The organism is Azospirillum sp. TSO22-1 (assembly GCF_003116015.1).
GTDB lineage: Bacteria > Pseudomonadota > Alphaproteobacteria > Azospirillales > Azospirillaceae > Azospirillum.
Genome location: NZ_LGQZ01000056.1, coordinates 17,546 through 39,388, shown reverse-complemented (window position 1 = coordinate 39,388; position 21,843 = coordinate 17,546). Strand labels below are relative to the sequence as shown.

Genomic DNA, 21,843 nt, shown 5'->3' with positions numbered 1-21,843 from the left:
GAGACCGCGATGCCGCCCCTCACCCACCGCTGGCTGCGCTTCGGGGATTTCACCACAGCCGAGCTGTACGCGGTGCTGGAACTGCGCCAGCGCGTGTTCGTGATCGAGCAGGCGTCGCTGTTCGCCGACATCGACGGCCGCGACCGGGAGGCCGATCATCTGCTGGCGTGCGGCGAGGATGGCGCACTGCACGGCTACCTGCGCGTCTTCGCGCCGGGGATCGTCGGCAAGGCGGCATCCTTGGGCCGCGTCGTGGTCGGCGAAGCGGCCCGCGGATCGGGATTGGGCCGCGCGCTGGTGGCGGAAGGGCTGGCGTTCCTCGCCCTGCGGCACCCCGGCGCGGACGTGGCGATCAGCGCGCAGAAACACCTGCAGCGCTTCTACGGCGCGCTGGGGTTCGAAACAGTAAGCCAACCGTACGACGACGCCGGCATTCCGCACGTGGACATGGTGCTGCGGCGGGGCGCCGCCTAACCGAACAGCCCCGCCGCAATGTTGATTCCCAGGGCGAGGATGGCGGTGTTGAACAGGAACGACAGGATCCCGTGCAGCAGCACCAGCCGCCGCACCGCCGCGCCGCGGGTGGTGATGTCGGACACCTGCGCCGTCATGCCGACGGTGAAGGAGAAGTACAGGAACTCCAGATAATCCGGCGTCTGTGCGCCGGGAAACTCGAGTTGTGGCTCGCCGAGCCAGTGGTCGTGCGCGTAATGCTGGGCGAACACCACGTGCAGGAAGGCCCAGGACAGCAGGATCGTCACACCGCCCAGCGCAGCGCTGGACGCGGCGTGCGGCGTGCCGCGGCTTTGCGCGATTTCAAGCACGATGGCGGCCACCGCGGCGATGACCGCGGTCACGATGGCGGCCAGGATGCTGCCGCGCCCCTGCTCAAGGAGCTGAGCGCGGTGGCGAATGCTGTCGACTGTAGCCTGCGCCATCAGCCGCAGTGTCATCGCCATGTAGACGCCGACGCCGACGCACCAGCCCAGGAGAAACGCGGTCACCGGGCGCAGGAACGGCAACAGCGCCGCATCAATGGCGACGACGACGGCCAAGGCGATCAAAAGGGTCGGGCGACGGAGCAGATGCCGGAAGGACGCCCGCATGGGCAATCAAGCCACCTCAGACGTGCACGTCGAGCAGCGAACCGCGCGGCTGGTGGTGGGCGCCGTTCGCCCGCGCGGTAACGGCGCCGGCGCCGGGGTCGACCGACTGCCCGGTTTCGGTCCCGGTGCGGGTGTCGCGCGAGCCTTCGGTCTTGCCGGTGGCCTGCGGGGCCTGGATGGTCTGGGTGCGGACGACGTGGACCGTCTGCTGCGCGGCGGCCATCGCCGGAGACAACGCCGCCTGAGCCGCCGGGGTGATCGGCTGCTGGGGTTTCGCCACGAAGGGCGCGACGGCCGGCGTCAGGTCCATGACGGTGCTTTCGATGAAGCCGCGGCGACTGCCGGCTCTTTGGCCCGCAAAAACCGCTGTGCAACATCTGCGCAGCAACCGGGGCTGCACAAGCGCGCTTTGCACGCAAGCCAATTCTACCACGAATCCGCGTTGTCACAAGGGGTATCAGCGACGGCACACCGGCGCGGATTCATCACAGATGAATACAATAATATGTTGGACACTCCCATTGCGGTAGTAGACCGTATGCAGTAATGACAAAACATTGTTAGCGACTCTATCGTCTCAATCAGGACAAGCTTGCCTCGTCTTTTCCTTTTTCAACACGGCCACCGCGCCCGCACCGGTGTGCGCCGGGCGCGAAACCATGGTGGCATGCTCCAGGGAGGCACGATAATGAGGATGTTCTGGACGGCGGCGGGCTGCGCCGTGGCGATCCTGGCCGGGTTGCCGGCGGCGAGGGCGGCCGACGATGTCTATGTGGGCATGTGCGACGCCTCGGCGGCGTTCGCCTTGGACGAAGAGCACTTCGTCGTCGCCAGCAACGATGACAATATCCTACGGGTCTATAAGCGCGGCCACCCAGCGGTCAAGGAGATGCACGATCTCGGCAAGTTCGTCAAAATCAAAAACGACGGCAATAAGAAAAAGAAGAATGACAAGGATGATGCCAGAGAGGTCGACATCGAGGGCGTAGCACGCCTAGGAAACTTGTATTTCTGGATCGGCTCGCATGGACAAAACAGAGATGGTCACGACCGGCCGGAACGACACCAGCTGTTTGCCATGAAGATTGAAAAGCAGGGCGAGGATATCGTCTTCGAGGAACAACACACACCCTATCGGACCTTGATCAAGGACGTTCTGGCCGGCGAAAAGGCCAAGGATTACAAGCTGGAAGAGACTTCCAAGCTGGGGACGGGGGACCAGGGCGGGCTCAACATCGAAGGCCTCGTGGCGGCACCCGACGGAGGGCTGTGGATCGGTTTCCGCAGCCCACTGAAGGACAAAACGGCGGCGCTCATCCTGCCGTTGCAGAACCCGACGGAGGTCATCAAGGGCAAAGCGGCGGCTTTCGGCGAACCGATCTCGCTGTCCCTCGGCAAAGGATACGGCATCCGCAGCCTGGAGATCGACAACGGCCGGTACCTGATCGTCGCCGGCCCCTCCACCGATGCCGGTGACCAGCCCTTCAAGCTGTTCCAGTGGAGCGGCCGGGCCGACGAGGCGCCGGCGCCGATCACGGCCAACCTCGGCGGCATCGCCCCCGAAGCGGTCTTCACCATCCCCGGCAAGCCGGGCGCACTCTACCTGCTCAGCGACGATGGGGACCAGGAGGTCAAGAAGGGGGTGGCGTGCAAGAAGCTCGAAGATACCCCCGAGAAGCAAAGCTTCCGCGGCCGGCTGGTCACCTACTGATTACCCGGCCGCCCCCTGCCCCAACGGCTGCTGTTGCGTAATGCAGTGGATGCCGCCGCCGCCGCGCACGATGTCCAGCGCCGCCATCTGGATCACCTCGCGGTCGGGGAAGGCGCGGCGCACGGTGCGGTAGGCCTCGTCGTCGGCCGGGTCCTCGAAGGCCGGCATCACCACGCCGCCGTTGGCGACGTAGAGGTTGGTGTAGCTCAGCGTCAGCCGCACGCCGTTCTGGTCGCGCCGGGCCGGCTGCTGGATCGGGATCACCTCCAACTCGCGCCCCTGAGCGTCGCGCGCCTTCTTCAGGCGGTCCAGGTTGTCCTGGAACGCCTTGAAGTTGGCGTCCGTCGGGTCGTCGGTGGTCAGCGCCAGCACCACGCCGGGGCGGACGAAGCAGGCGATCTCGTCGATGTGCCCGTCGGTTTCGTCGTCCTGGTAGCCCTCGCCCAGCCAGATGATGCTGGAGACCCCCAGGAAGTCCCTCAGGTGCCGCTCGATCTCCGCCCTGGACAGGCTCGGGTTGCGGTTGGGGTTGAGCAGGCACTGCTCGGTGGTCAGCAGCGTGCCTTGCCCGTCCACGTGGAACGAGCCGCCCTCCATCACCAGGGGCGCGGCGAAGCGCTCCTGCCCCAGGTGTTCCAGCACGAGGCGGCCGACCTCCTGGTCCTTGGCGCAGTCCGGGTAGTTGCCGCCCCAGGCGTTGAAGCGCCAGTGCACGCCGGCCACCCGGCCGTTGCGCCCGGTGACGAAGCTCGGCCCGGTGTCGCGGATCCAGCTGTCGGAGATCGGGATCGGCAGGATCTGGATGCCGGGGCCGCAGGCCAGCGACGCCTCCGCCACGTCGTCGGGGTCGCAGACCATGGTCACCGGCTCGAACCGGGTGATGGCGCGGGCGACCTCGGCGTAGACGGCGCGAGCGGCCTCCAGGCGGTCGACCTCCTCGTCCTCCTCAGGCACGGGCCACGTCTCGGGCCGGCACGGCCACGCCATCCAGCAGCGCGCGTGGGGCTCCCACTCGCCGGGCATGTGCAGACCTTCCGCCGCCGGGGTGGTCATGCGATCCCTCCTGTGACATTTTCGGGCACCAGGCCCGTCATGACGTAACCATCGGCGCGCGGTTTTGGCAATGGGCGGTCTTTCGCAAGAGGCTCAGCCGCCCTGAAGCGCCATCTGCTCGTCCCGCCGCCGCTGCCGTTCGCGGCGCGCCAGCAGCAGGCTGGCGACGAAGATCCCGGCCGCCACCACCAGCACGATGATGGTCGCCAGCGCGTTGATCTGCGGACTGACGCCGAAGCGCACGCTGGACAGGATGGTCATCGGCAGCGTGGTCGAGCCCGGCCCCGACACGAAGCTCGCCACCACCACGTCGTCCAGCGACAGCGTGAAGGCCAGCAGCCAGCCCGCCACGATGGCCGGGGCGATCAGCGGCAGGGTGATGACGAAGAACACCTTGGCCGGTCGGGCGCCGAGGTCCATGGCCGCCTCCTCCAGGCTGCCGTCCATGCCGGCGAGGCGCGACTGCACGATCACCGCCACGTAGGCGGTGGTGAAGGTGGTGTGGGCGATGGTGATGGTGGTCATGCCGCGGCCGTCCGGCCAGCCGATCCACTGCTCCATGGCGACGAACAGCAGCAGCAGCGACAGGCCGATGATCACCTCCGGCATCACCAGCGGCGCCGAGATCAGGCCGCCGAACAGCGTCCGCCCGCGGAAACGCCCGAAACGCGCCAGCGCCAGCCCGGCCAGCGTGCCCAGCACGACCGCCAGCGTCGCCGACAGCCCGGCGATCTGGACCGACAGCCACGCCGAATCGAGAAGCGGTGCGTTGTGCAGCAGCTCGCCGTACCACTTGGTCGAGAAGCCACCCCACACCGTGACCAGCCGCGACTCGTTGAACGAGTACAGGATCAGCAGCGCGATCGGCACGTACAGGAAGGCGTAGCCGAACCACAGCGCCCAGGAGAGGGGGGACAGCAGCGGCCTCATCGCCCGGCCTCCTGCTGGCGGCCCTGCACGTACTGGAACACCATGATCGGCACCACCAGGAACAGCAGCAGCGCGATGGCCACCGCCGAGGCGACCGGCCAGTCGCGGTTGGAGAAGAACTCGTTCCACAGCACGCGGCCGATCATCAGCGTGTCCGGCCCGCCCAGCAGCTCGGGGATGACGAACTCGCCCACCGCCGGGATGAACACCAGCAGCGATCCCGCGATGATGCCCGGCAGCGACAGCGGCAGCGTGACGCGCAGGAACGCCTCCCACGGGCGCGCGCCGAGGTCGGCGGCGGCCTCCAGCAGCGTCGGATCGAGCTTCTCCAGCGACGCGTACAGCGGCAGGATCATGAAGGGCAGGTACGAGTAGGTGATGCCGATGTAGACGGCGACGTCGGAGTACAGCAGCTCGAACGACGGGTCCACGAGACCGACGGAAGCCAACAGGTTGGCCAGCGTGCCGTTGGCCTTGAGAATGCCGATCCAGGCGTAGACGCGGATCAGGAACGAGGTCCAGAACGGCAGGATGACCAGCATCATCAGCGCCCCGCGCCGCGCCGGCCGCGCCCGCGCGATGGCGTACGCCATGGGATAGCCTACAGCCAAGCAGAGCACCGTCGACACCGCCGCCATGCGCAGCGACGACAGGTACGCCACCACGTACAGGTCATCCTGGAACAGCCGCAGGTAGCTGCCGAGGTTGAGGGTGAGCAGCAGCTTCAGCCCCTCCCCCTCCTCGCCCTGCACCCAGTCGAGCAGCGGCGTGTAGGGCGGCTGCGCCATGACCGCTTCGGAGAAGCTGATGCGCAGCACGATCAGGAACGGGACGAGGAAGAACAGCACCAGCCACAGGTACGGCACCCCGGTGACCAGCGCGCGGCCCGAGCGGGCGAGGCGGCGCGCCGGGCTCATCGCGTCAGCACCACGCCGGCGAAGGGGCGCCAGGTCAGCGTCACCTCGTCGTCCCAGGACACCGGCAGGTCGGCGCGGCGCGCCAGGTTGGTGGCGGTGACACGCACCGTCTTGCCGCTCGCCAGTTCCACCAGATAGATCGACACGTCGCCGAGATAGGCGATCTCGCGCACCACGCCGCGCGCCGTGTTGCGCCCGTCGGCCTCGGCCGGCGGCTCCTTGGACAGCGCGATCTTCTCCGGCCGCACCGCCACGTGCACGGTCGAGCCGACCGGCGCCGGGGCGGCGTGGCTGACGTACAGGTCGCAGCCGGCGTCGGCCGAGCGGATCAGCGCATGGTCCGGCTCGTCCTCGACCACCCGGCCCTCGAACAGGTTGACCGAGCCGATGAACTCCGCGACGAAGCGGGAATTGGGGTACTCGTACACTTCGGTCGGCGTGCCGACCTGGGTGACCGCGCCGTGGTTCATCACCGCGATGCGGCTGGCCATGGTCATCGCCTCCTCCTGGTCGTGGGTGACCACGATGAAGGTGACGCCCAGCTTCTCCTGCAGGTTCACCAGCTCGAACTGCGTCTGCTCGCGCAGGCGCTTGTCGAGCGCCCCCAGCGGTTCGTCGAGCAGCAGCAGCTTCGGCCGCTTGGCGAGGCTGCGGGCCAGCGCCACGCGCTGCTTCTGCCCGCCCGAGAGCTGGTGCGGCCGGCGCTTGGCGAACGGAGCCAGCTGGACCAGCTCCAGCATCTCAGCCACGCGGTCGCGGATCTCGCCGCGCGGCAGACGGTCCTGCTTCAGGCCGAAGGCGACGTTCTGCTCCACGCTCATGTGCGGGAACAGGGCGTAGGACTGGAACATCATGTTGACCGGCCGCTCGTAGGGCGGGATGCCGGCCATGTCGGCGCCGTCGATGAAGATGCGACCCTCGGTCAGCGGCTCGAACCCGGCGAGCATGCGCAGCAGCGTCGATTTGCCGGAGCCGGAACCGCCCAGCAGCGCGAAGAACTCGCCACGATGGATGTCGAGCGACACGTCATCCACGGCCAGGAAATCGCCGAAGCGCTTGGTGACGCGCTCGATGCGGACGTAGGGCACCTGGGCGGGGTCCTGCCAGGGCTCCAGTCGTGTCGGCTTGCGGATTGGCTGCTGGGCCATGGTCGGCGGGTCCCTCCCCTGCACAGGAAAACGCCCCGGTTCGTGCGAGGACGGACCGGGGCGCTGCGGCGCGTCTCGGACGCGCCTTTTACTTTCCGGTCTTGACCTTCGTCCAGACCCGCGTGCGGGCACGGTCGGTGGACTGCTTGATGGCCTTCAGGCTGAACAGCTTCACCTTGCTGGTCTCCGGCAGGTAGACGGCCGGGTTGCCCTTGACCTCGGCATCGACCGGCGAGGACGGCACGGCGTTGGCGTACTTCACCGTGTTCGACACGCCGGCGATGTTGGCCGGGTCGAGGATGAAGTTGATGTAGGCGAACGCGCCCTCCTTGTTCGGCGCATCGGCCGGCACCGCCAGATTGTCCCACCAGACCTGCACGCCCTCCTTCGGCGCCAGGTACTGCACGGTGTGGCTGGCCTTGGCCTCCTTGGCGCGGGCGCCGGCCTGGTTGACGTCGCCGTTGTAGGCCATCACCACGCAGGCGTCGCCGGCGGCCAGCAGGTTGATGTTCTGGCCCGTCACGAACTGCTTGATGTAGGGGCGCACGGCCATCAGCGCCGCCTCGGCCTTGTCCAAGTCCTCCTTCTTCTCGGAGTTCGGGTCGAGGCCGAGGTAGTTGAGCACCGACGGGATCACGTCGATGGCCGAATCCATCAGGGTGATGCCGCAGGCGGCGACCTTCTTGGCGACCTCCGGCTTGAAGATCAGGTCCCAGCTGTCCAGCGCCACGTCGGGGGCGACGGCCTTGATCTTCTCCGGCACCAGGCCGATGCCGACGGTGCCGCCCAGGTAGGGCACGGCGAACTTGTTGCCCGGGTCCGACGTCGCGACCAGTTTGAGCATCGCCGGGTCGACGTTCTTCAGGTTCGGGATCTTCGCCTTGTCGAGCGGGGCCAGCACTTTGGCCTTGATCATGTTGGACAGCGTCGGCTCGGCGGTCGGCACGATGACGTCGTAGCCGGACTTGCCGACCAGCACCTTCTGCTCCAGCAGCTCGAGGCTGTCGTAGAGATCGACCTTGGTCTGGTAGCCGCTTGCCTTGGTGAAGTCGGCGAGCGTCGTCTCGCCCAGGTAGTCGTTCCAGATGTAGATGTTGACCGGTTTCTTGGTCTGCGCCTGCGCGGTGCCGGCCCCAACACCGGCCAGCGCGACCGCGGCGACGGCGCCCGCCAGCGCCAGAGCGAACGTCTTCTTCATTATGGATGCCCCCCGATTCGTGTCGACGTGACGCCCGACCAAGGCCCGGCCCGACGCGGGCGTCATTGCACTGTGGGACGGGGGGCTTGTCAACCGGGAGGGGGCCTTATGCCTCCGGCTTCGGCGGCGCCACGTCGCCCCAGTCGCGCCACAGCATCAGGATCGCCGCCATCACCACCGGCCCGAGCACGAGGCCGAGCAGCCCGAAGGTCTGCAACCCGCCCAGGATGCCGACCAGCGCCCACGGGAACGGCAGGCGCACCGCACCGCCGATCAGCGCCGGCTGCACGAAGTTGTCGCCCGCCAGCATCACCGCGGCGCCGAAGCCGAACAGCGCCGCCGCGGCCACCGAGTCGCCCCGCGCCAGCAGGATCAGCGACGCCACCGCGAAGGCCAGCCACGCGCCCAGCGGCAGCATGGCGCAGGCCGCGGTTATCACGCCGAACAGCACGGGATGCGGCACGCCGGCCACCCAGTAGCCGATGCCGATGACCACCCCCTCCCCCACCGCCACCACCAGCGTGCCGATGGCAGTGCCGCGCACCGCCGCCGCCATGCGCCCGGCCAGCCGCTCGCCGGGGTCGCCGAGCCAGCGGTCGGCGGCGTCCAGGCAGCGCCGGGCCAACCACGCGCCCTCGCGGAACAGCCCGAACAGCGCCACCAGCGTCACGAAGAACAGCAGCAGCCGGTGCAGCACCTCGCCGCCCAGGCTGCTGCTCCAGCCGGCCAGCGCGTTGGTGTCGAAGCTCTTCAACAGGCCGCCCGCGGCGTTCGGGTCGCTCAGGTTGGCCTTCCACCAGCCGAGCGCCTGCTGGCCGACCAGTGGCAGCCGCTCCACCCACTCGGGCACCGGAACGCCCTTCTCCTGCGCTTCGGCCAGCCAGCCGGTGACCATCTGCGCCTCGCGCACCACCTCGACCGCGACGACGGAGAGTGGCAGCAGCACCAGCAGCGACGCCAGCACGGTGGAGAGCAGCGGCGCCAGCACCGCGCCCGGCATCCACCCGGCGAGGCGGCGGTGCAGCGGCCACACGGCGACGGCGATGACGATCGCCCAGGTCACCGCCCCCAGGAACCCCCGCGCCACCCAGGCGCCCAGCGCCAGCAGCGCCGCCGCAAACGCCAGCCGCGCCATGCGCCGCGACCAGGGCGCTGGGGCGGCGGGATGGTGCGGCCGTTCGGAAACCCCGGTGCGCCGTGGAACGGCCATCTCCCTCTCCTAGCGATCCCAACACCGTGGGATAACGCGCGGGCGGGGGGATGGGGTCAGCTCACACGTTCAACAGCAGGTTCTCCCGCTCCCACGAGCTGATGACGCGGTGATAGGCCTCCCATTCCGCTTCCTTCACGCAGGTGAAGGCGTCGACGAACTTCTCGCCGATGATCTCCTTGACCGGCTTGCAGCTGTTGAACTTCGCCAGCGCGTCGCCCTGGTGGCGCGGCAGCGTGAAGGCCAGACGGTAGGCCGAGCCCTTCACCGGATCGTTCGGCTCCAGCCCCTGCACCATGCCCAGGTAGCCGCAGGCCAGCGAGGCGGCGATGGCGAGGTAGGGGTTGGCGTCCGCCCCGGCCACGCGGTTCTCCACCCGCCGCGAGTCGGCCGCCGACACCGGCACGCGCAGCCCCGTGGTGCGGTTGTCGCGCCCCCAGTGCACGTTGATCGGCGCGTCGGAGTTCGGCACCAGCCGCCGGTACGAGTTCACGTTCGGCGCCAGCAGCGGCATCACGTAGGGCAGGTACTTCTGCAGGCCGGCGACGTGCGCCAGGAACAGCGCGCTGTCGCTGCCGTCGGGGTTGGCGAACAGGTTGCGGCCCAGTTCCGCGTCCACCACCGACTGGTGGATGTGCATGGCGCTGCCGGGCTCGCCCTGCATGGGCTTGGCCATGAAGGTGGCGTAGATCTGGTGGCGCAGCGCCGCCTCGCGCGCCGTGCGCTTGAACAGGAAGGCCTGGTCGGCCAGTTCCAGCGCGTCGCCGTGGTTGAAGTTGATCTCGATCTGCGCGGCCCCGGCCTCGTGCGTCAAGGTGTCGATGTCGATGTCCTGCGCCTCGCAGAAGTCGTAGATCTCCTCGAAGATCGGGTCGAATTCGTTGACCGCGTCGATGCCGAAGGCCTGCCGGCCGCTCTCCATGCGGCCGTTGCGGCCGACCGGCGGGATCAGGGGATAGTCCGGGTCCTTGTTGATCTGGACCAGGAAGAACTCCAGTTCCGGCGCCACCACCGGCTTCCAGCCGCGCTCCTCGTACAGCTTCAGCACGCGCTTCAGCACGTGGCGCGGCGAGAAGTCCACCGGGTTGCCGTCGGCGTAGACGCAGTCGGTGATGACCTGCGCCGTCGGCTCCTCGTACCAGGGAACGAAGCGGATCGTCCGCTCGTCCGGGATCATGTAGATGTCGGAGTTCTCGTCCGCGGTGACGTCCTCGTCATCCGGGTACTCGCCGGTGACGGTCTGCACGAAGATCGCTTCGGGAAGCCGCAGTCCCCGGTCGCGCAGGATGCGCAGGAACTTCTCGGCGGGAACGATCTTGCCCCGCGCGATGCCCGACTGGTCGGGAACGAGGCATTCCACCTCGGTGATGCGGTTCTTCTTGATGAAGTCGTCCATGAACGCCATGAAAACCCGGTCCGCCCCGTTGCGGCAGACGCCTCCGTGCTGTTTCGCGACCCCGAAGTATGACCCGGCACCGGGAACGGCGCCAGTGAACTTCCGATGGGGATGGCGGGTCCGCCATGCGCGCCGGCGCGATTGACGCTGTCACACAAGCCCCGTATCTGCGGAGGGCATGATTGCTCGCAACCACATCCGCTCCTGGTACGCCGACACCGCGAACCCGCACCCCGAGCACCCGGTGCTGGAGGGCACGCTGGACTGCGACGCCTGCGTGGTCGGCGGCGGCTACACCGGGCTGATGGCCGCGCTGGACCTGGCCGAACGCGGCTGGAGCGTCGTTCTGCTGGAGGCCGAGCGGGTCGGCTGGGGCGCCTCGGGCCGCAACGGCGGGCAGGTCATCACCGGCTACAACAAGTCGATGGGCGAGATCGCCGCCCTTGTCGGCCCGGACGACGCGCGCCGGCTGTGGGACCTCGTCGAGGACTCCAAGGCGCTGCTGCGCGACCGGGTGGAGCGGCACGGCATCCGCTGCGGGCTGACCTGGGGCCACGTGCTGGCGGCGCTGAAGGACCGCCACCTCGCCGAACTGGCCGAGGCCGAGGCGGAACTGCGCGACGGCTACGGCTATCCGGGGCTGGAGCGGCTGGACCGCACGGCGTTGGCCGACTACGTGCGCAGCCCCGGCTACGTCGGTGGCATGCTCGATCGGGGCAGCGGGCACCTGCACCCGCTGAACTACGCGCTGGGGCTGGCCGACGCCTGCGCGGCGGCGGGGGTGCGGATCTTCGAAGGCTCGCGCGTGCTGTCCCTCGACACGGGCGACCGGCCGGAGGCGGCGACGGCGCAAGGCCGCGTGCGGGCGCGCGTGCTGGTGCTGGCCGGCAACGCCTATCTGGGCGGGCTGGCGCCGGCCCTGGCGGACAAGATCATGCCGGTCGCCACCTACATCCTGGCCACCGAGCCGCTGGGAGCGGAGCGCGCGCGGGCGCTGCTGCCGCGCGACGTGGCGGTGTGCGACATGAACTTCGTGATGAACTATTTCCGCCGCACGCCGGACCACCGGCTGCTGTTCGGCGGCGGGGTGAGCTACTCCGGCCGCGACCTGCCGGGAGTGGAGTTGGGCATGCGGCGCAAGATGCTGCGCGTCTTCCCCGATCTGGCCGGCGTGAAGACCAGCCACGTCTGGGGCGGGCGGGTGGCGATCACCATCAACCGGCTGCCGCACCTCGGCCGGCTCAGCCCGACGACCTACTTCGCGCACGGCTATTCCGGGCACGGGGTGGCGCTGGCCGGCATTGCCGGGCGGGTGATCGCCGAGGCGGCGGCCGGCACGGCGGAGCGCTTCGACGTCTTCGCCCGTATCCCGCACCGCAGCTTCCCCGGCGGCCCCGGGCTGCGCACCCCGGCGCTGGTGCTTGCGATGTTGTGGTTCCGGCTGCGCGATCTGTTGTAGGCTGGCGAGATACTCCGGTGGGCTACGAGGCCCCCGACCCACGACCGGGCCGCATGACCGCCGTATGACCGACGTCTCCAACATCACGGCCTCGGCCGACGCGGCGGATTCCGCCCCGAAGCCGATGCGCGAGACGCACTTCGACTTCCAGCACAAGGTGTTCAGCCTGCCGGCGGCCTTCTTCGCGCTGGAGCCGACCAGCAAGCAGCCGGTGCTGAACATCCTGCTGGGCGATCTGAAGGCGGCGCTGCCCTTCAACACGCTGAAGGACTCCTTCTCCATCGAGGCGGACGGCCACGATTCGCGCCTGCTGGGCCTGGTCGAGCGCGGGTTGGCCTACGTCAAGCAGATCCGCCCCGGCGAGAAGATCCCCGGCGAACTGCTGGACGGCACCGCCTCCTGGTCGGTGGACGACAGGCACCGGATGATCGCCCGCGGCCGGCTGACGGTGCAGCTGGTGTCCTGGATCACCGGGTCGGAGATGATCGTCGTCGACCTGGAGGAGCTGGAGCAGATCGTCGAGGATCCGAACACCAAGGACCGCATGAAGACGGCCTTCATCCAGCTTGCCGAAAAGCTGGGCATCCACAGCGACAACGCCGAGCAGTACATCAACGACCGCATCGACGACCTGACGCAGGAGCTGTCCTACATCGAGGCGCTGCGCGACCGCTTCAAGCACATCCGGGCGCTGAGCGAGGCCTTCATCAAGCTGCAGCAGATCTACCGCGCCGACCGCACCTTCTGCTCCGAGCTGCAGCGCATGGCGGGGCTGATCAAGAAGCCGCTGAAGATGTACGACTCGATCTTCGAGCAGGCCGACGCCCAGACCGGCGAGATCATGGGCGCGCTCAGGACCTTCGATGCCACGGTGAACTTCATCCGCAAGATCCGCGACGACCTGCGCACCCGCCTGATGGAGTGGGAGGACGTCCTGCAGGCCTGGGACGGCGTGCCGGTCGAGCGCTCGCAGCAGGTCGAGCAGTTGCAGAAGATGACCTACCGCTTCCTCGCCAGCCACTTCATCGAGACGAAGGTCTGGGAGCGGAAGTGATGCTGAAACCTAGTCCCTCCCCCAGCCCCGCTGGGGGAGGTTAGGTGGGAGCAAGTTGTTCCCGCGAAGCCGCTGCCCCCGCCCAACCCTCCCCCAGCGGGGCTGGGGGAGGGCTTCGACGAACTACCGCACCCGGAAGCCCAGGCGGTTGTTGGCCGCGTCCAGCACGTAGTCGTACAGCGCCAGCAGGTGCACGCCGGTGTTGATGAAGCTGCCGCCCTGCGGGCTGGGACCGCCGTTGAGGACCTCGTTGGGCGAGGCCGGCTGATTGGTGTCGGTCAGGTGGAACTGCACCTTCTGCGGGTCGCGGTTGACGAAGGCGTAGTCGATCACCGGCAGCCCGGCGGCGTCCACCGCCTGAATGCGCACCTCGGCGTTCGTCCAGTCGGCGACCGGCACCTGCGTCGCCGACCCGCCCGGCGGTGGCGGCGAAGGCTGGAAGACGCCGAGGAACATGTTCTCGATGCCGGCGTCCATCAGGATCTGTGCCTGCGTCTGCAGCGGCGCGCCGCCAGCCGGCGTCACCGTCAGGTCCACCCAGGGCAGCTGAAAGCCGGCCGGGCTGGCCGGGTCGGGCGTGATCGGCAGAAAGCGGAAGCCCTCCAGCAGCGCCTCGGTCTGGCCGAACACCACCTTGCCGTTGACGGTGCCGAAGGTCGCCGCGGACATGGCATACGCGGCCTGGAACGGCGCGCCGGGCTCACGGCTCATCCCCTCGATGTTGAGGAAGGGGTTGTCCAGCGCGCCCGCCGCCGAGGTCCAGGGCTGCGGCTGGTCGACCGGCCCGTAGTGCGAGATCGCCTCCAGCCCGAAGCCGACGCCCATCATGAAGGTGTGGGTGGTCTCGTCGTGCGCCAGCACCTTGACCGGCCCGATCGGGATGGGGCCGTCCACGCCCTGCAGGCTCAGGCCGCTCACCGTGACGATCTCGCCGGTCGGGCTGACGTTGCTGGGCTTGTAGATCAGCGTCATGGTCTGGCCGGTCGGCTCGACCCACGGGTAGTAGCTGGTGGTGCCGGGCTGAAGCAGCAGACTCTTCGGGATGACGAAGCCGACCGAGCCGGTGTCGATGTTGAACAGCTTGGCCCCGATGCCGGGCGCCGGGAAGTTCACGTTGGCGTAGAACAGCGTCGGAACGCCATCCTGGACCTGAAGTTCGGGCTGAAGCGTCAGCGTCGTGGTGCCGTACTGGATCGCCATGAGGAACTCCGCGTTGCAGGAATGCGCGGAAGCCTACGCCGGATAAACAACCAACGGCAACAATTGCAGTCAATGAGTGCGCATGCGTGAATGATGGAAACCTGATGGTGTGACGCTGGCACGGCTTGGCGGTCCTGGCGGTGGCGGCGTCATCGTCACCCCGACCCGCGTCCGCCATTGGGTGAGCCTCACCGAACGCAGGGCCGTGGTCTCTCTCGAAGGGGAGGATGGCGCTCGAACGGCTGGTCTCCGAAGGGTAGGCCGGCACCCGCGGGCGGCGAAGCCCCCTCGCAACACGCGTTTTCGACCCCACCTGTTGGGTGGCGGACGATCGTCGCCCGCCAGCCTTGGGGCGTTCCCGGAGGGTCAGCCTTGTTCAGCTTCGCACGGTGGCAGAGGACGGAGCCGGCACCGGCGGCGGTGCCGCGCGGTCTGCGCGTCTACGCGATCGGCGACGTGCACGGACGGCTCGACCTGCTCGACCGTATGCTCGACATGATCGAGACCGACGGCGCGGCGGCGCCGGAGCTGGTGAAGTACATCGTCTACCTCGGCGACTACGTGGACCGCGGACCGCACTCGCGCGGCGTGATCAAGCGTCTGGCCGAAGGGCCTCCGCCCGGCTTCGGCGCCATCCACCTCAAGGGCAACCACGAGGCGTCGATGCTGGCGTTCCTGGAGGATATCCGCGTCGGCCCGAACTGGCTGACCTTCGGCGGCACGGCGACGCTGGCCAGCTACCACGTGCCGCCGCCGCACGCCGACTCAGCCCCCGAGGACCTCGCGCAGGCGCAGGAGCAGTTGCGCCTGCGCCTGCCGCCGGCGCACCGCGGCTTCCTGGACTCGCTGCGGACCAGCGTCACCATCGGCGACTACCTCTTCGCGCACGCCGGCATCCGCCCCGGGGTGCCGTTGGAGCGCCAGCGCGAGGACGACCTGCTGTGGATCCGCGATGACTTCCTGCGCTCAGCCGCCGACCACGGCAAGGTGGTGGTGCACGGCCACACCATCAGCCCGGAGCCGGAGTTGCGCGCCAACCGCATCGGCATCGACACCGGCGCCTTCGCCACCAACCGCCTGACCTGCCTGGTGCTGGAGGGCACGGAGCGGCGGTTCCTAACCACGTGAAATCGGCGTAGGGTGTGGCCCCCTCCCACCCCGGAACCGCGCCATGCCGAACCGCCTCGCCCCCCTCGACGACCGCCTCGCGGCGGTGTACGCCCGGCCGTTGCTGCTGGTCGTCGGGGCGCCGCACAGCGGGCACGAGACGGTGCGCGCGCTGCTCGACGCCCATCCGCAACTGCGCCTCGCCCCGGACGGCCACTTCACCGACCGCTTCGCGGTGCCTCTGAAGGACGTGGTCGGCGACTACAACGACGGGCTGGAGGGCGGCGCCTCGGCGTTCGCCCAGAGCGATTTTCTGCACCTCGTGCGCACCGCGGTGGCGCTGTCGCTGGCCAAGCTGGAGCCGGACGAGGGCGTGCGGATGGTCGGCTGCGCCGCCGCCGTGCACGCCCACAACCTCGACTTCTGGGAGCTGATGTTCCCCGGCTTGACGATCCTGCACATGGTGCACGACGGTCGCACAGCGGTCGCCGCCGCACTGGACGAGACCTCCGCCGAGCCGGGCGGCGAGGCGTGGTACGCCGCGGCGGACGCGGCATCCTACGCCTGGACCGACGCCACCCGCACCGCCTGCGGCTTCGGCGCCAGCCGGCCGGAGCGCTACTACGAGCTGCGCTGGGAAGACCTCACGGCGGACCCGCACACCCACCTCGACGCCGCGTTGCGCTTCCTGAACCTGGATGCCGGCGCCGACGCGCTGGCCGCCTGTCTGGCGCAGCTGCCGAAGCCGGCCGCACCGTACACGACGCTGGACGCCCGGGCGATGCAACGGCTGCTCCAGCACCAGGGGCCGCTGCTGCGCCAGTTCGGCTACGCAATCTGAAGCTGCACCGGACACCTGGATGTGGTACCAAAGGCGGATGAGGATCGCCGCCATCGCGCTGGCGTGCCTCGCGCTCGTGGGATGTTCGGGCGAGCCGTCCGAGTCCGACATGCGCAAGGCCGTCGAAGCCACCACTCGCCGCACGCTGGAGGCGCAGGGCCGCCTCGGCTTCCGGCAGTTCGACTCCTTCCGCAAGCAGGGCTGCGTCGAGACCAAGGGTCGGCCCGGCCTGCACGACTGCTACTACGCCGCCACCTTCGCCCCGCAGCCGGGCGACAAGCCGCTCACCGTCAACGGCAAGGGGCGCTTCCAGACGACCGACAAGGGCGTGGTGTTCGAGGATCTCGGCGCGCAGCCGCGCTGAGCGCTCAATCCCGGAAGTTCACGTACTGAAGCGGCTGCTCCAGCTTCATGCCGCGCACGTAGGCGATCGCCTCCTGCAGGTCGTCGCGCTTCTTGCCGGTGACGCGCAGCTCGTCGCCCTGGATCGCCACCTGGACCTTCAGCTTGCTGTCCTTGATCGCCTTGACGATCTTCTTGGCAAGATCCTGGGCGATGCCCTGGCGGATCTTCACCACGTGGCGCACGGTGTCGCCGGCGGCGCGCTCGACCTTGGCCTCGAAGTCCAGGAAGTTGGCGTCCACCTTGCGCCGGGTCATGTGGACGCGCAGCAGTTCGTGCACGGTGTCCAGCTTCGGCTGGTCATCGGCCAGCACGGTGACGTCGTTCTCCGCCCGCTCCACCGAGCACTTGGAGCCCTTGAAGTCGTAGCGCTGCTCGATCTCGCGCCGGACGCCGGCAAGGGCGTTGTCCACCTCGGCCATCTCGGTCTTGGACACGATGTCGAACGACGGCATGGTTCTTCCTCCGCTGGTCTCGCGATGCGGCCGCGACCCTAACGGGGCGGCGCCCGCGCGTCCAGTGGGCTCACGCACAGCGGAGGGAGGGAGCAGAAGCCGCTCACCTACGTCCGCTGCCCGGGGTGCTGGAACTCTACTCCACCGCCGTCCTGCGGCTTGTCGGGCATCTTCGGCTGCGGCAGCGCGTAGAAGCGCGGCTCGCGGTCGTCCCAGCTCTGCTCGAAGGGCAGTTTCATCACCGACTGGGTGCCGTTGCGCTCGGCCTCGCGCATGGCCTGCTGCAGCTGCTCGGCCATCTTCTGGTTCCAGGGCAGCTTGTACAGGTCGGGCGCCTGCCGCCACAGCAGCGTGAGGTAGATGGCGTCGTTCTCCTTGAAGGTGGCGCTCAGCACGGTCGCCTCCTTCACCTTGCCATTGAGCCATTCCATGGTCACCGGCTTGGCGCGGCCGAGCAGGCTGGCCGGGGCCGCGTAGGCCACCGGCAGCATCAGGGCGAACAACCCCAGGATGAAGGTGCGACCACGCCCGTTGCGGGCCCAGCGCAGCGCGACCAGCACCAGCATCAGCGTCAGCGCGGCGAATATGATGAACAGCGGTGTGAGGCTTTCCATGGGAGTCACCTCCTCGCCGAGCGGGGGGGGGCGTAGACGGCGTTCAGACTCTCAGGAAGCACGTCGCCCTCGCGGTCGAGACGGACGCGCGTCGCGGCCAGCGTGGCGGCCATGCCGACCAGGAACAGCGCGCAGATCATGGTGCAGATGCAACTGGCGTCGGCCTCGACGATGACCGCGATCCAGCCGTTGATCCACGCCAGCACCAGCCCGGCGACGCCGAACAGATTGATGGCGGCGAAGCGGCTCCACAAAAGCCACTGGTTCATCGGCGTTCACCTTCGCCGGAGTGCGGGGCGAAGGGCCTGCGCCCTTCATCGCCATGAACCCGCTACCTTGTATGAAGGTTCCAGCGCTGAGCCTGGGTAAAACCAGCGGCGGCGCGGACTAACCCGGAACCTTCACGGCGCGGCGCGGTTGCTCCAGGTCCACTGTCCTTATTCGGCACCTCGGAGGATTCTCATGAAGATCCGTGAGATCATGACCAGACAGGTGGAGACGGTAAGCCCCGACACCCCGCTGAAGGAGGCCGCGCGCATGATGCGCGACGCCGACATCGGCTTCCTGCCGGTGGGTGAGAACGACCGCCTGGTCGGCACCCTGACCGACCGCGACATCGCCGTGCGCGCGGTGGCCGACGGCAGGGACCCGAACAACGCCAAGGTGCGCGACGCCATGAGCGCCGGCACCGAATACGTCTTCGAGGACCAGGATACGGCGGAAGCCGCGACCATCATGTCGGAGAAGCAGATCCGCCGTCTGCCGGTGGTGAACCGCGACAAGCGGCTGGTCGGCGTCGTGGCCATCGGCGATCTCGCCACCCGCACCGACGACGACGACATGGTCGGCCAGACCATCGAGGATGTCAGCCAGCCGGGCAAGCCCAAGCGCTGACGGATTAGCCCGGGCGGCTCCGGTACGGGGGTCCCCTCTTTCCCCCGAGCAGCTCACGCGCGGACCTTTGGTTCGCACCGACGCGGCAGGCGGATCTCCGATCCACCGAGAGCGGGGGAGGATTGGGGCGGGGGTTACGCCGCAGCCACCGCCACCCCCGCCCGCTCCACCACGTACCCCAGCAACTCCCGCCCGAAGTCCGTCACGACGATGATCTTCGCCGGGTCGATGGCGATGTTGTTGAGGTATTGCAGGCGCAGCAGGTCGCCGCTCTCCACCATCTCCGGATAGATCCCGCAGAACGAGAAGCCCAGTTCCTCCAACTCCGGCGCCAGGACCGCCGTGGCCGGATCGGACAGCGGCAGGTCCAGGTAGACGCAGTCCAGGTGCGACTGGCACAGCTCGCGCGTCCGCACGCGCACCAGATCGACCAGATCGCGCCCGGCCCGCACGACGCCGAGCACCGCCCAGTTGTAGGACGCCCGCACCTCGACATCGACCTCGGAGCGCTCCGGAAGCTCCACCGCGCCGGGCTCGGCGAAGGCGCGCCCGACGCCGGCCCAGGCGTAGATCCGCTCGATCATCGCGCGGTGCGCGACCGGCGGGTACACCGTGCGCACCGGCGCCGGGTTGAGGACGATGTAGAACAGCACCGCCGTCTGCCGGTCGCTCGCCCCGCCCTGCCCGTCGATCTTCTTAAAGGCCCGGTCGCCCGGGATGTAGGCCAGCAGGATGCCGGTCTCGTGCCCGCCCGACGCGAAGTTGGCCTTCTGCGAGTAGGGATGGATCGTCACCGCCTCGCCGTACAGGCCGAGCAGTCCCTGCGCCTTGACCCGGCCGAAGGTGTCCGCCTTCAGCCGCTCGAACAGCTTGCGTCCGCGGAAGCGCGGATCGACGGCGCCCATGGACACGTTGGCGACCCGTGCGTCCGGCGCGGTCTTCTTGAGGCCCTGGTGCCCGGCCACGGTGCCGTCCGGCGTGACCGCGACGACGGAGACCAGCAGCCCCTTCTCGATCAGGTCGCGCAGCCGCTCGGGGAAATAGACCACCTCGTGGTAGCTGTAGCCGTAGACCGTGTACATGCAGCGGGCCAGCGCCACGCCGTCCTCCTCCGGCCGCAGCGGACGGATCTCCAGCGGCGTGTCGGCGGGGGCGGCGGGAACCTCGCCGGCCGGCACGGCGATCTGGTGCAGCCCCGGCCCCTCCAGGTCCATCTCCGAGCGGTTGACGACGAACTCGATCCGCTTGCCCTGCTTGCCCAGGTTGACGAAGCGGATCTCGTCGGTGAGCGAGCGCAGCAGCTGGATCGACAGGCTGGTGCTTTCCTCCGCCTGGGCGCGGGCCCAGTCGAAGGGCAGGCCCAGGTCGTGCACGGCCATGACGAAGCGCGCGCCCTCGTCGGACATGGACAGGTCGTAGGTGCCGTCGGCGCGGCCTTCGAACGACTGCTCGATGACGACGATGGCGGCCTCCTCCGCCGCCAGCTCCAGGCGCTGCGCCTGCCGCTCGTCGAAGCCGGCGGCCTGCGCGGCCTCCCGCACCAGGGCGCAGACGGCGGGGATCATCCGGCGGTCGGTGTTGACGGTCAGGCTGACCAGAAGGTTTGCCGCTTCGCTCATGACGTGGACTCCCGCACGGAGGTGACGAGCCGCGCCGACGCCCGGCGGCGCGTGTGGGCGTGCCAGAGGCAGAGGACGGCGGCACCCGCCAGCAGGCCGGCGAGCACCACATAGACCGCGCCCATCGCCTCGGTCATCGCCAGCTTGGCGGCGGGCGGGACGGTGCCTGCGGACGACAGGTCGGACAGCCGGCCGTGCGGCTCGACCGCCACGGCGACGGCCAGCGTCGACAGCGCGATCGCCGCGGCGTAGGTGAGCTGCCGGGTGAGCTGCATCAGCCCCGACACCACGCCCAGGAAGCCGTCCGGCAGCCCGGCGAACAGCAGCACGCGGTTCGGCGCGAAGAACACGCCCGCCGCCAGCCCGATCAGCAGCTGCCCCAGCGCAACCGCCGTCAGCGGCGCCGACACGCCGAGGAAGGCGTAGCCGATGGACACCGCCATCGCCAGCAGCGCCCCGCCGGCCATCATCCAGGCGGCGTTGAACCGCTCGGCCAGGATGCCGGAGAACGGCGCGAGGATGCACATGGTGACCGAGTACGGCGCCAGCGCCAGCCCCGCCTGCGCCGCGCCGATGCCGAGCACGCCTTGCAGGTAGAGCGGCAGCAGGATGCCGCTGGCCGCCAGCAGCGAGCAGAACAGCGCGATGGCCGCCAGCCCGACCGCCACGTTGCGGTGCCCGAACACGGCGAGCGGCAGCAGCGGCGTCTCGGTCCGCCGCTCGACCGCCAGCAGCGCCAGCAGCGCCGCCGCGCCGCCGCCAAGCAGCCCCAGCACCTCCGCCGTCGGTGCGCGTTGCGCGCCCAGCCGCTGCAGCCCGACCAGCAGCCCGCACACGGCGAGCGCCAGCAGCGCCGAGCCGATCCAGTCGAAGCGGAACGGCTTGGCCGGCCCCTTGCGCGCCGGCAGCACCGCCAGCGCCAGCGCGATGGCCGCCGCGCCGACCGGCAGGTTGACCAGGAACACCGAGCGCCAGCCGAACCCGTCGGTCAGCAGCCCGCCGACCAGGAACCCCAGCGCCACGCCGCCGGCCAGGATGGTGGAGTTCAGCCCGAGCGCGAAGCCGCGCCGCCCGTCGGTGAAGGTGCTGGTGATGATGGCGTTGCCGTTGGCGACCAGACAGGCGCCGCCAATGGCTTGCAGCACGCGGCAGGCCAGCAGCCCCGGCAGTCCCGGCACGGTCGCCGAACCGAGCGAGGCGGCGGTGAACAGCACGAACCCGAAGGTGAAGACGCGCGACCGCCCCAGCAGGTCGCCCAGCCGCCCGGCGATCAGCACGACGACGGCGCTGACCAGGTAGTAGATGGTGGCGACCCATTGCAGGGTGGACAACGGGATGCCGGTGCCCGCGGCCATGGACGGCAACGCGATGGCGACCATCGAGCCATCCATGCTGGGCATCAGATTGCCGAACTGGACCACCGCGAGGATCCACCACGGCCTGCCCCCGACCCAGACGCGTTCCCACCAGCCCTGCATGCGCCCGTCCTCCCCCTATCGTTTTTGCGCCCGGGGAGAAGGCGCGGTCAA

The 21,843-nt window shown here is 69.1% G+C and carries 23 protein-coding genes; 8 read left to right on the top strand and 15 right to left on the bottom strand.

Annotated elements, in window-relative coordinates; genetic code table 11:
* Nucleotides 1-9 precede the first annotated feature (9 nt).
* On the top strand, nucleotides 10-474 hold the full coding sequence (locus TSO221_RS15035; RefSeq protein ID WP_109119322.1) for a GNAT family N-acetyltransferase: 465 nt from the start codon (nucleotides 10-12) through the stop codon (nucleotides 472-474).
* Here the strand turns inward: TSO221_RS15035 and TSO221_RS15030 are convergent.
* Complete coding sequence (locus tag TSO221_RS15030) at nucleotides 471-1,106, bottom strand: DUF1345 domain-containing protein (RefSeq protein WP_109119321.1); 636 nt, start codon at nucleotides 1,104-1,106, stop codon at nucleotides 471-473. The genes TSO221_RS15035 and TSO221_RS15030 overlap by 4 nt on opposite strands.
* Nucleotides 1,107-1,122: 16 nt before the next feature.
* Nucleotides 1,123-1,416: a hypothetical protein gene (locus tag TSO221_RS15025; protein WP_247878061.1), complete on the bottom strand. Its 294-nt coding sequence runs from the start codon at nucleotides 1,414-1,416 to the stop codon at nucleotides 1,123-1,125.
* Between the two features lie 378 nt (nucleotides 1,417-1,794).
* Here TSO221_RS15025 and TSO221_RS15020 point away from each other — a divergent pair, with 378 nt between their 5' ends.
* Nucleotides 1,795-2,817 carry a DUF3616 domain-containing protein gene (locus tag TSO221_RS15020; protein WP_158284100.1) on the top strand — a complete coding sequence of 341 codons (1,023 nt, stop codon included), beginning with the start codon at nucleotides 1,795-1,797 and terminating at the stop codon, nucleotides 2,815-2,817.
* Here TSO221_RS15020 and TSO221_RS15015 read toward each other — a convergent pair whose 3' ends face one another.
* The 7 genes from TSO221_RS15015 to TSO221_RS14985 form a co-directional block, all read right to left on the bottom strand.
* On the bottom strand, nucleotides 2,818-3,870 hold the full coding sequence (locus TSO221_RS15015) for an agmatine deiminase family protein (RefSeq protein ID WP_109119319.1): 1,053 nt from the start codon (nucleotides 3,868-3,870) through the stop codon (nucleotides 2,818-2,820).
* A gap of 93 nt (nucleotides 3,871-3,963) precedes the next feature.
* Nucleotides 3,964-4,800, bottom strand: coding sequence for an ABC transporter permease subunit (locus tag TSO221_RS15010; RefSeq protein ID WP_109119318.1), 837 nt, complete (start codon nucleotides 4,798-4,800; stop codon nucleotides 3,964-3,966).
* Nucleotides 4,797-5,717, bottom strand: a complete 921-nt coding sequence (locus tag TSO221_RS15005) for an ABC transporter permease subunit (RefSeq protein ID WP_109119317.1) — start codon at nucleotides 5,715-5,717, stop codon at nucleotides 4,797-4,799. Before TSO221_RS15005 ends, TSO221_RS15010 begins: the two co-directional genes overlap by 4 nt.
* Complete coding sequence (gene potA / locus TSO221_RS15000; RefSeq protein WP_109119316.1) at nucleotides 5,714-6,865, bottom strand: polyamine ABC transporter ATP-binding protein; 1,152 nt, start codon at nucleotides 6,863-6,865, stop codon at nucleotides 5,714-5,716. The genes TSO221_RS15005 and potA overlap by 4 nt, the downstream gene beginning before the upstream one ends.
* An 88-nt stretch (nucleotides 6,866-6,953) precedes the next feature.
* Nucleotides 6,954-8,063, bottom strand: a complete 1,110-nt coding sequence (locus TSO221_RS14995) for an extracellular solute-binding protein (RefSeq protein ID WP_109119315.1) — start codon at nucleotides 8,061-8,063, stop codon at nucleotides 6,954-6,956.
* Between the two features lie 106 nt (nucleotides 8,064-8,169).
* On the bottom strand, nucleotides 8,170-9,273 hold the full coding sequence (locus TSO221_RS14990; protein WP_109119314.1) for an AI-2E family transporter: 1,104 nt from the start codon (nucleotides 9,271-9,273) through the stop codon (nucleotides 8,170-8,172).
* A 61-nt stretch (nucleotides 9,274-9,334) separates the two neighbouring features.
* Complete coding sequence (locus TSO221_RS14985) at nucleotides 9,335-10,678, bottom strand: glutamine synthetase family protein (protein ID WP_109119313.1); 1,344 nt, start codon at nucleotides 10,676-10,678, stop codon at nucleotides 9,335-9,337.
* Nucleotides 10,679-10,847: 169 nt separating this feature from the next.
* Here TSO221_RS14985 and TSO221_RS14980 point away from each other — a divergent pair, with 169 nt between their 5' ends.
* Complete coding sequence (locus TSO221_RS14980) at nucleotides 10,848-12,128, top strand: FAD-binding oxidoreductase (protein ID WP_109119312.1); 1,281 nt, start codon at nucleotides 10,848-10,850, stop codon at nucleotides 12,126-12,128.
* A 64-nt stretch (nucleotides 12,129-12,192) separates the two neighbouring features.
* Nucleotides 12,193-13,182, top strand: a complete 990-nt coding sequence (locus tag TSO221_RS14975; RefSeq protein WP_109119311.1) for a hypothetical protein — start codon at nucleotides 12,193-12,195, stop codon at nucleotides 13,180-13,182.
* Between the two features lie 123 nt (nucleotides 13,183-13,305).
* On the opposite strand, the gene TSO221_RS14970 is transcribed toward TSO221_RS14975, so the two are convergent.
* Nucleotides 13,306-14,382, bottom strand: coding sequence for a hypothetical protein (locus tag TSO221_RS14970; RefSeq protein ID WP_109119310.1), 1,077 nt, complete (start codon nucleotides 14,380-14,382; stop codon nucleotides 13,306-13,308).
* Nucleotides 14,383-14,754: 372 nt separating this feature from the next.
* Between TSO221_RS14970 and TSO221_RS14965 the strand changes: the two genes are divergently transcribed.
* The 3 genes from TSO221_RS14965 to TSO221_RS14955 are packed head-to-tail and all read left to right on the top strand — an operon-like array spanning nucleotide 14,755 to nucleotide 16,694.
* Nucleotides 14,755-15,510 (top strand): metallophosphoesterase family protein, encoded by a 756-nt coding sequence (locus TSO221_RS14965; RefSeq protein ID WP_109119309.1) that lies wholly within the window; start codon nucleotides 14,755-14,757, stop codon nucleotides 15,508-15,510.
* A 43-nt stretch (nucleotides 15,511-15,553) separates the two neighbouring features.
* Nucleotides 15,554-16,330: a sulfotransferase gene (locus tag TSO221_RS14960; RefSeq protein WP_109119308.1), complete on the top strand. Its 777-nt coding sequence runs from the start codon at nucleotides 15,554-15,556 to the stop codon at nucleotides 16,328-16,330.
* Nucleotides 16,331-16,367: 37 nt separating this feature from the next.
* On the top strand, nucleotides 16,368-16,694 hold the full coding sequence (locus TSO221_RS14955) for a hypothetical protein (RefSeq protein ID WP_247878060.1): 327 nt from the start codon (nucleotides 16,368-16,370) through the stop codon (nucleotides 16,692-16,694).
* A 4-nt stretch (nucleotides 16,695-16,698) separates the two neighbouring features.
* Here the strand turns inward: TSO221_RS14955 and TSO221_RS14950 are convergent, their stop codons facing one another.
* From TSO221_RS14950 to TSO221_RS14940, 3 genes are all read right to left on the bottom strand, one after another.
* Nucleotides 16,699-17,187, bottom strand: coding sequence for a YajQ family cyclic di-GMP-binding protein (locus TSO221_RS14950; protein ID WP_109119306.1), 489 nt, complete (start codon nucleotides 17,185-17,187; stop codon nucleotides 16,699-16,701).
* A 107-nt stretch (nucleotides 17,188-17,294) separates the two neighbouring features.
* Nucleotides 17,295-17,801, bottom strand: coding sequence for a hypothetical protein (locus TSO221_RS14945; protein WP_109119305.1), 507 nt, complete (start codon nucleotides 17,799-17,801; stop codon nucleotides 17,295-17,297).
* 5 nt (nucleotides 17,802-17,806) lie between these two features.
* On the bottom strand, nucleotides 17,807-18,070 hold the full coding sequence (locus TSO221_RS14940) for a hypothetical protein (protein WP_109119304.1): 264 nt from the start codon (nucleotides 18,068-18,070) through the stop codon (nucleotides 17,807-17,809).
* A 193-nt stretch (nucleotides 18,071-18,263) separates the two neighbouring features.
* Here TSO221_RS14940 and TSO221_RS14935 point away from each other — a divergent pair, with 193 nt between their 5' ends.
* Nucleotides 18,264-18,695 carry a CBS domain-containing protein gene (locus TSO221_RS14935; RefSeq protein ID WP_109119303.1) on the top strand — a complete coding sequence of 144 codons (432 nt, stop codon included), beginning with the start codon at nucleotides 18,264-18,266 and terminating at the stop codon, nucleotides 18,693-18,695.
* Nucleotides 18,696-18,829: 134 nt separating this feature from the next.
* Here the strand turns inward: TSO221_RS14935 and TSO221_RS14930 are convergent, their stop codons facing one another.
* Together TSO221_RS14930 and TSO221_RS14925 are read right to left on the bottom strand one after the other, a co-directional pair.
* Nucleotides 18,830-20,314, bottom strand: a complete 1,485-nt coding sequence (locus TSO221_RS14930) for an ATP-binding protein (RefSeq protein ID WP_109119302.1) — start codon at nucleotides 20,312-20,314, stop codon at nucleotides 18,830-18,832.
* Complete coding sequence (locus tag TSO221_RS14925) at nucleotides 20,311-21,792, bottom strand: MFS transporter (protein ID WP_109119301.1); 1,482 nt, start codon at nucleotides 21,790-21,792, stop codon at nucleotides 20,311-20,313. The genes TSO221_RS14930 and TSO221_RS14925 overlap by 4 nt, the downstream gene beginning before the upstream one ends.
* Between the last annotated feature and the right edge of the window lie 51 nt (nucleotides 21,793-21,843).

Bases quoted from the DNA above. Each gene is read 5' to 3' on its own strand.
- TSO221_RS15020 (WP_158284100.1), top strand. From the start codon at position 1,795: ATGAGGATGTTCTGGACGGCGGCGGGCTGCGCCGTGGCGATCCTGGCC.
- TSO221_RS15010 (WP_109119318.1), bottom strand. From the start codon at position 4,800: ATGAGGCCGCTGCTGTCCCCCCTCTCCTGGGCGCTGTGGTTCGGCTAC.
- TSO221_RS14945 (WP_109119305.1), bottom strand. From the start codon at position 17,801: ATGGAAAGCCTCACACCGCTGTTCATCATATTCGCCGCGCTGACGCTG.
- TSO221_RS15035 (WP_109119322.1), top strand. From the start codon at position 10: ATGCCGCCCCTCACCCACCGCTGGCTGCGCTTCGGGGATTTCACCACA.
- TSO221_RS14990 (WP_109119314.1), bottom strand. From the start codon at position 9,273: ATGGCCGTTCCACGGCGCACCGGGGTTTCCGAACGGCCGCACCATCCC.
- TSO221_RS15005 (WP_109119317.1), bottom strand. From the start codon at position 5,717: ATGAGCCCGGCGCGCCGCCTCGCCCGCTCGGGCCGCGCGCTGGTCACC.
- TSO221_RS15015 (WP_109119319.1), bottom strand. From the start codon at position 3,870: ATGACCACCCCGGCGGCGGAAGGTCTGCACATGCCCGGCGAGTGGGAG.
- TSO221_RS14940 (WP_109119304.1), bottom strand. From the start codon at position 18,070: ATGAACCAGTGGCTTTTGTGGAGCCGCTTCGCCGCCATCAATCTGTTC.
- TSO221_RS14975 (WP_109119311.1), top strand. From the start codon at position 12,193: ATGACCGACGTCTCCAACATCACGGCCTCGGCCGACGCGGCGGATTCC.
- TSO221_RS14930 (WP_109119302.1), bottom strand. From the start codon at position 20,314: ATGAGCGAAGCGGCAAACCTTCTGGTCAGCCTGACCGTCAACACCGAC.
- TSO221_RS14955 (WP_247878060.1), top strand. From the start codon at position 16,368: ATGAGGATCGCCGCCATCGCGCTGGCGTGCCTCGCGCTCGTGGGATGT.
- potA (WP_109119316.1), bottom strand. From the start codon at position 6,865: ATGGCCCAGCAGCCAATCCGCAAGCCGACACGACTGGAGCCCTGGCAG.
- TSO221_RS14935 (WP_109119303.1), top strand. From the start codon at position 18,264: ATGAAGATCCGTGAGATCATGACCAGACAGGTGGAGACGGTAAGCCCC.
- TSO221_RS14980 (WP_109119312.1), top strand. From the start codon at position 10,848: ATGATTGCTCGCAACCACATCCGCTCCTGGTACGCCGACACCGCGAAC.
- TSO221_RS14985 (WP_109119313.1), bottom strand. From the start codon at position 10,678: ATGGCGTTCATGGACGACTTCATCAAGAAGAACCGCATCACCGAGGTG.
- TSO221_RS15030 (WP_109119321.1), bottom strand. From the start codon at position 1,106: ATGCGGGCGTCCTTCCGGCATCTGCTCCGTCGCCCGACCCTTTTGATC.
- TSO221_RS14925 (WP_109119301.1), bottom strand. From the start codon at position 21,792: ATGCAGGGCTGGTGGGAACGCGTCTGGGTCGGGGGCAGGCCGTGGTGG.
- TSO221_RS14970 (WP_109119310.1), bottom strand. From the start codon at position 14,382: ATGGCGATCCAGTACGGCACCACGACGCTGACGCTTCAGCCCGAACTT.
- TSO221_RS14960 (WP_109119308.1), top strand. From the start codon at position 15,554: ATGCCGAACCGCCTCGCCCCCCTCGACGACCGCCTCGCGGCGGTGTAC.
- TSO221_RS14995 (WP_109119315.1), bottom strand. From the start codon at position 8,063: ATGAAGAAGACGTTCGCTCTGGCGCTGGCGGGCGCCGTCGCCGCGGTC.
- TSO221_RS15025 (WP_247878061.1), bottom strand. From the start codon at position 1,416: ATGGACCTGACGCCGGCCGTCGCGCCCTTCGTGGCGAAACCCCAGCAG.
- TSO221_RS14950 (WP_109119306.1), bottom strand. From the start codon at position 17,187: ATGCCGTCGTTCGACATCGTGTCCAAGACCGAGATGGCCGAGGTGGAC.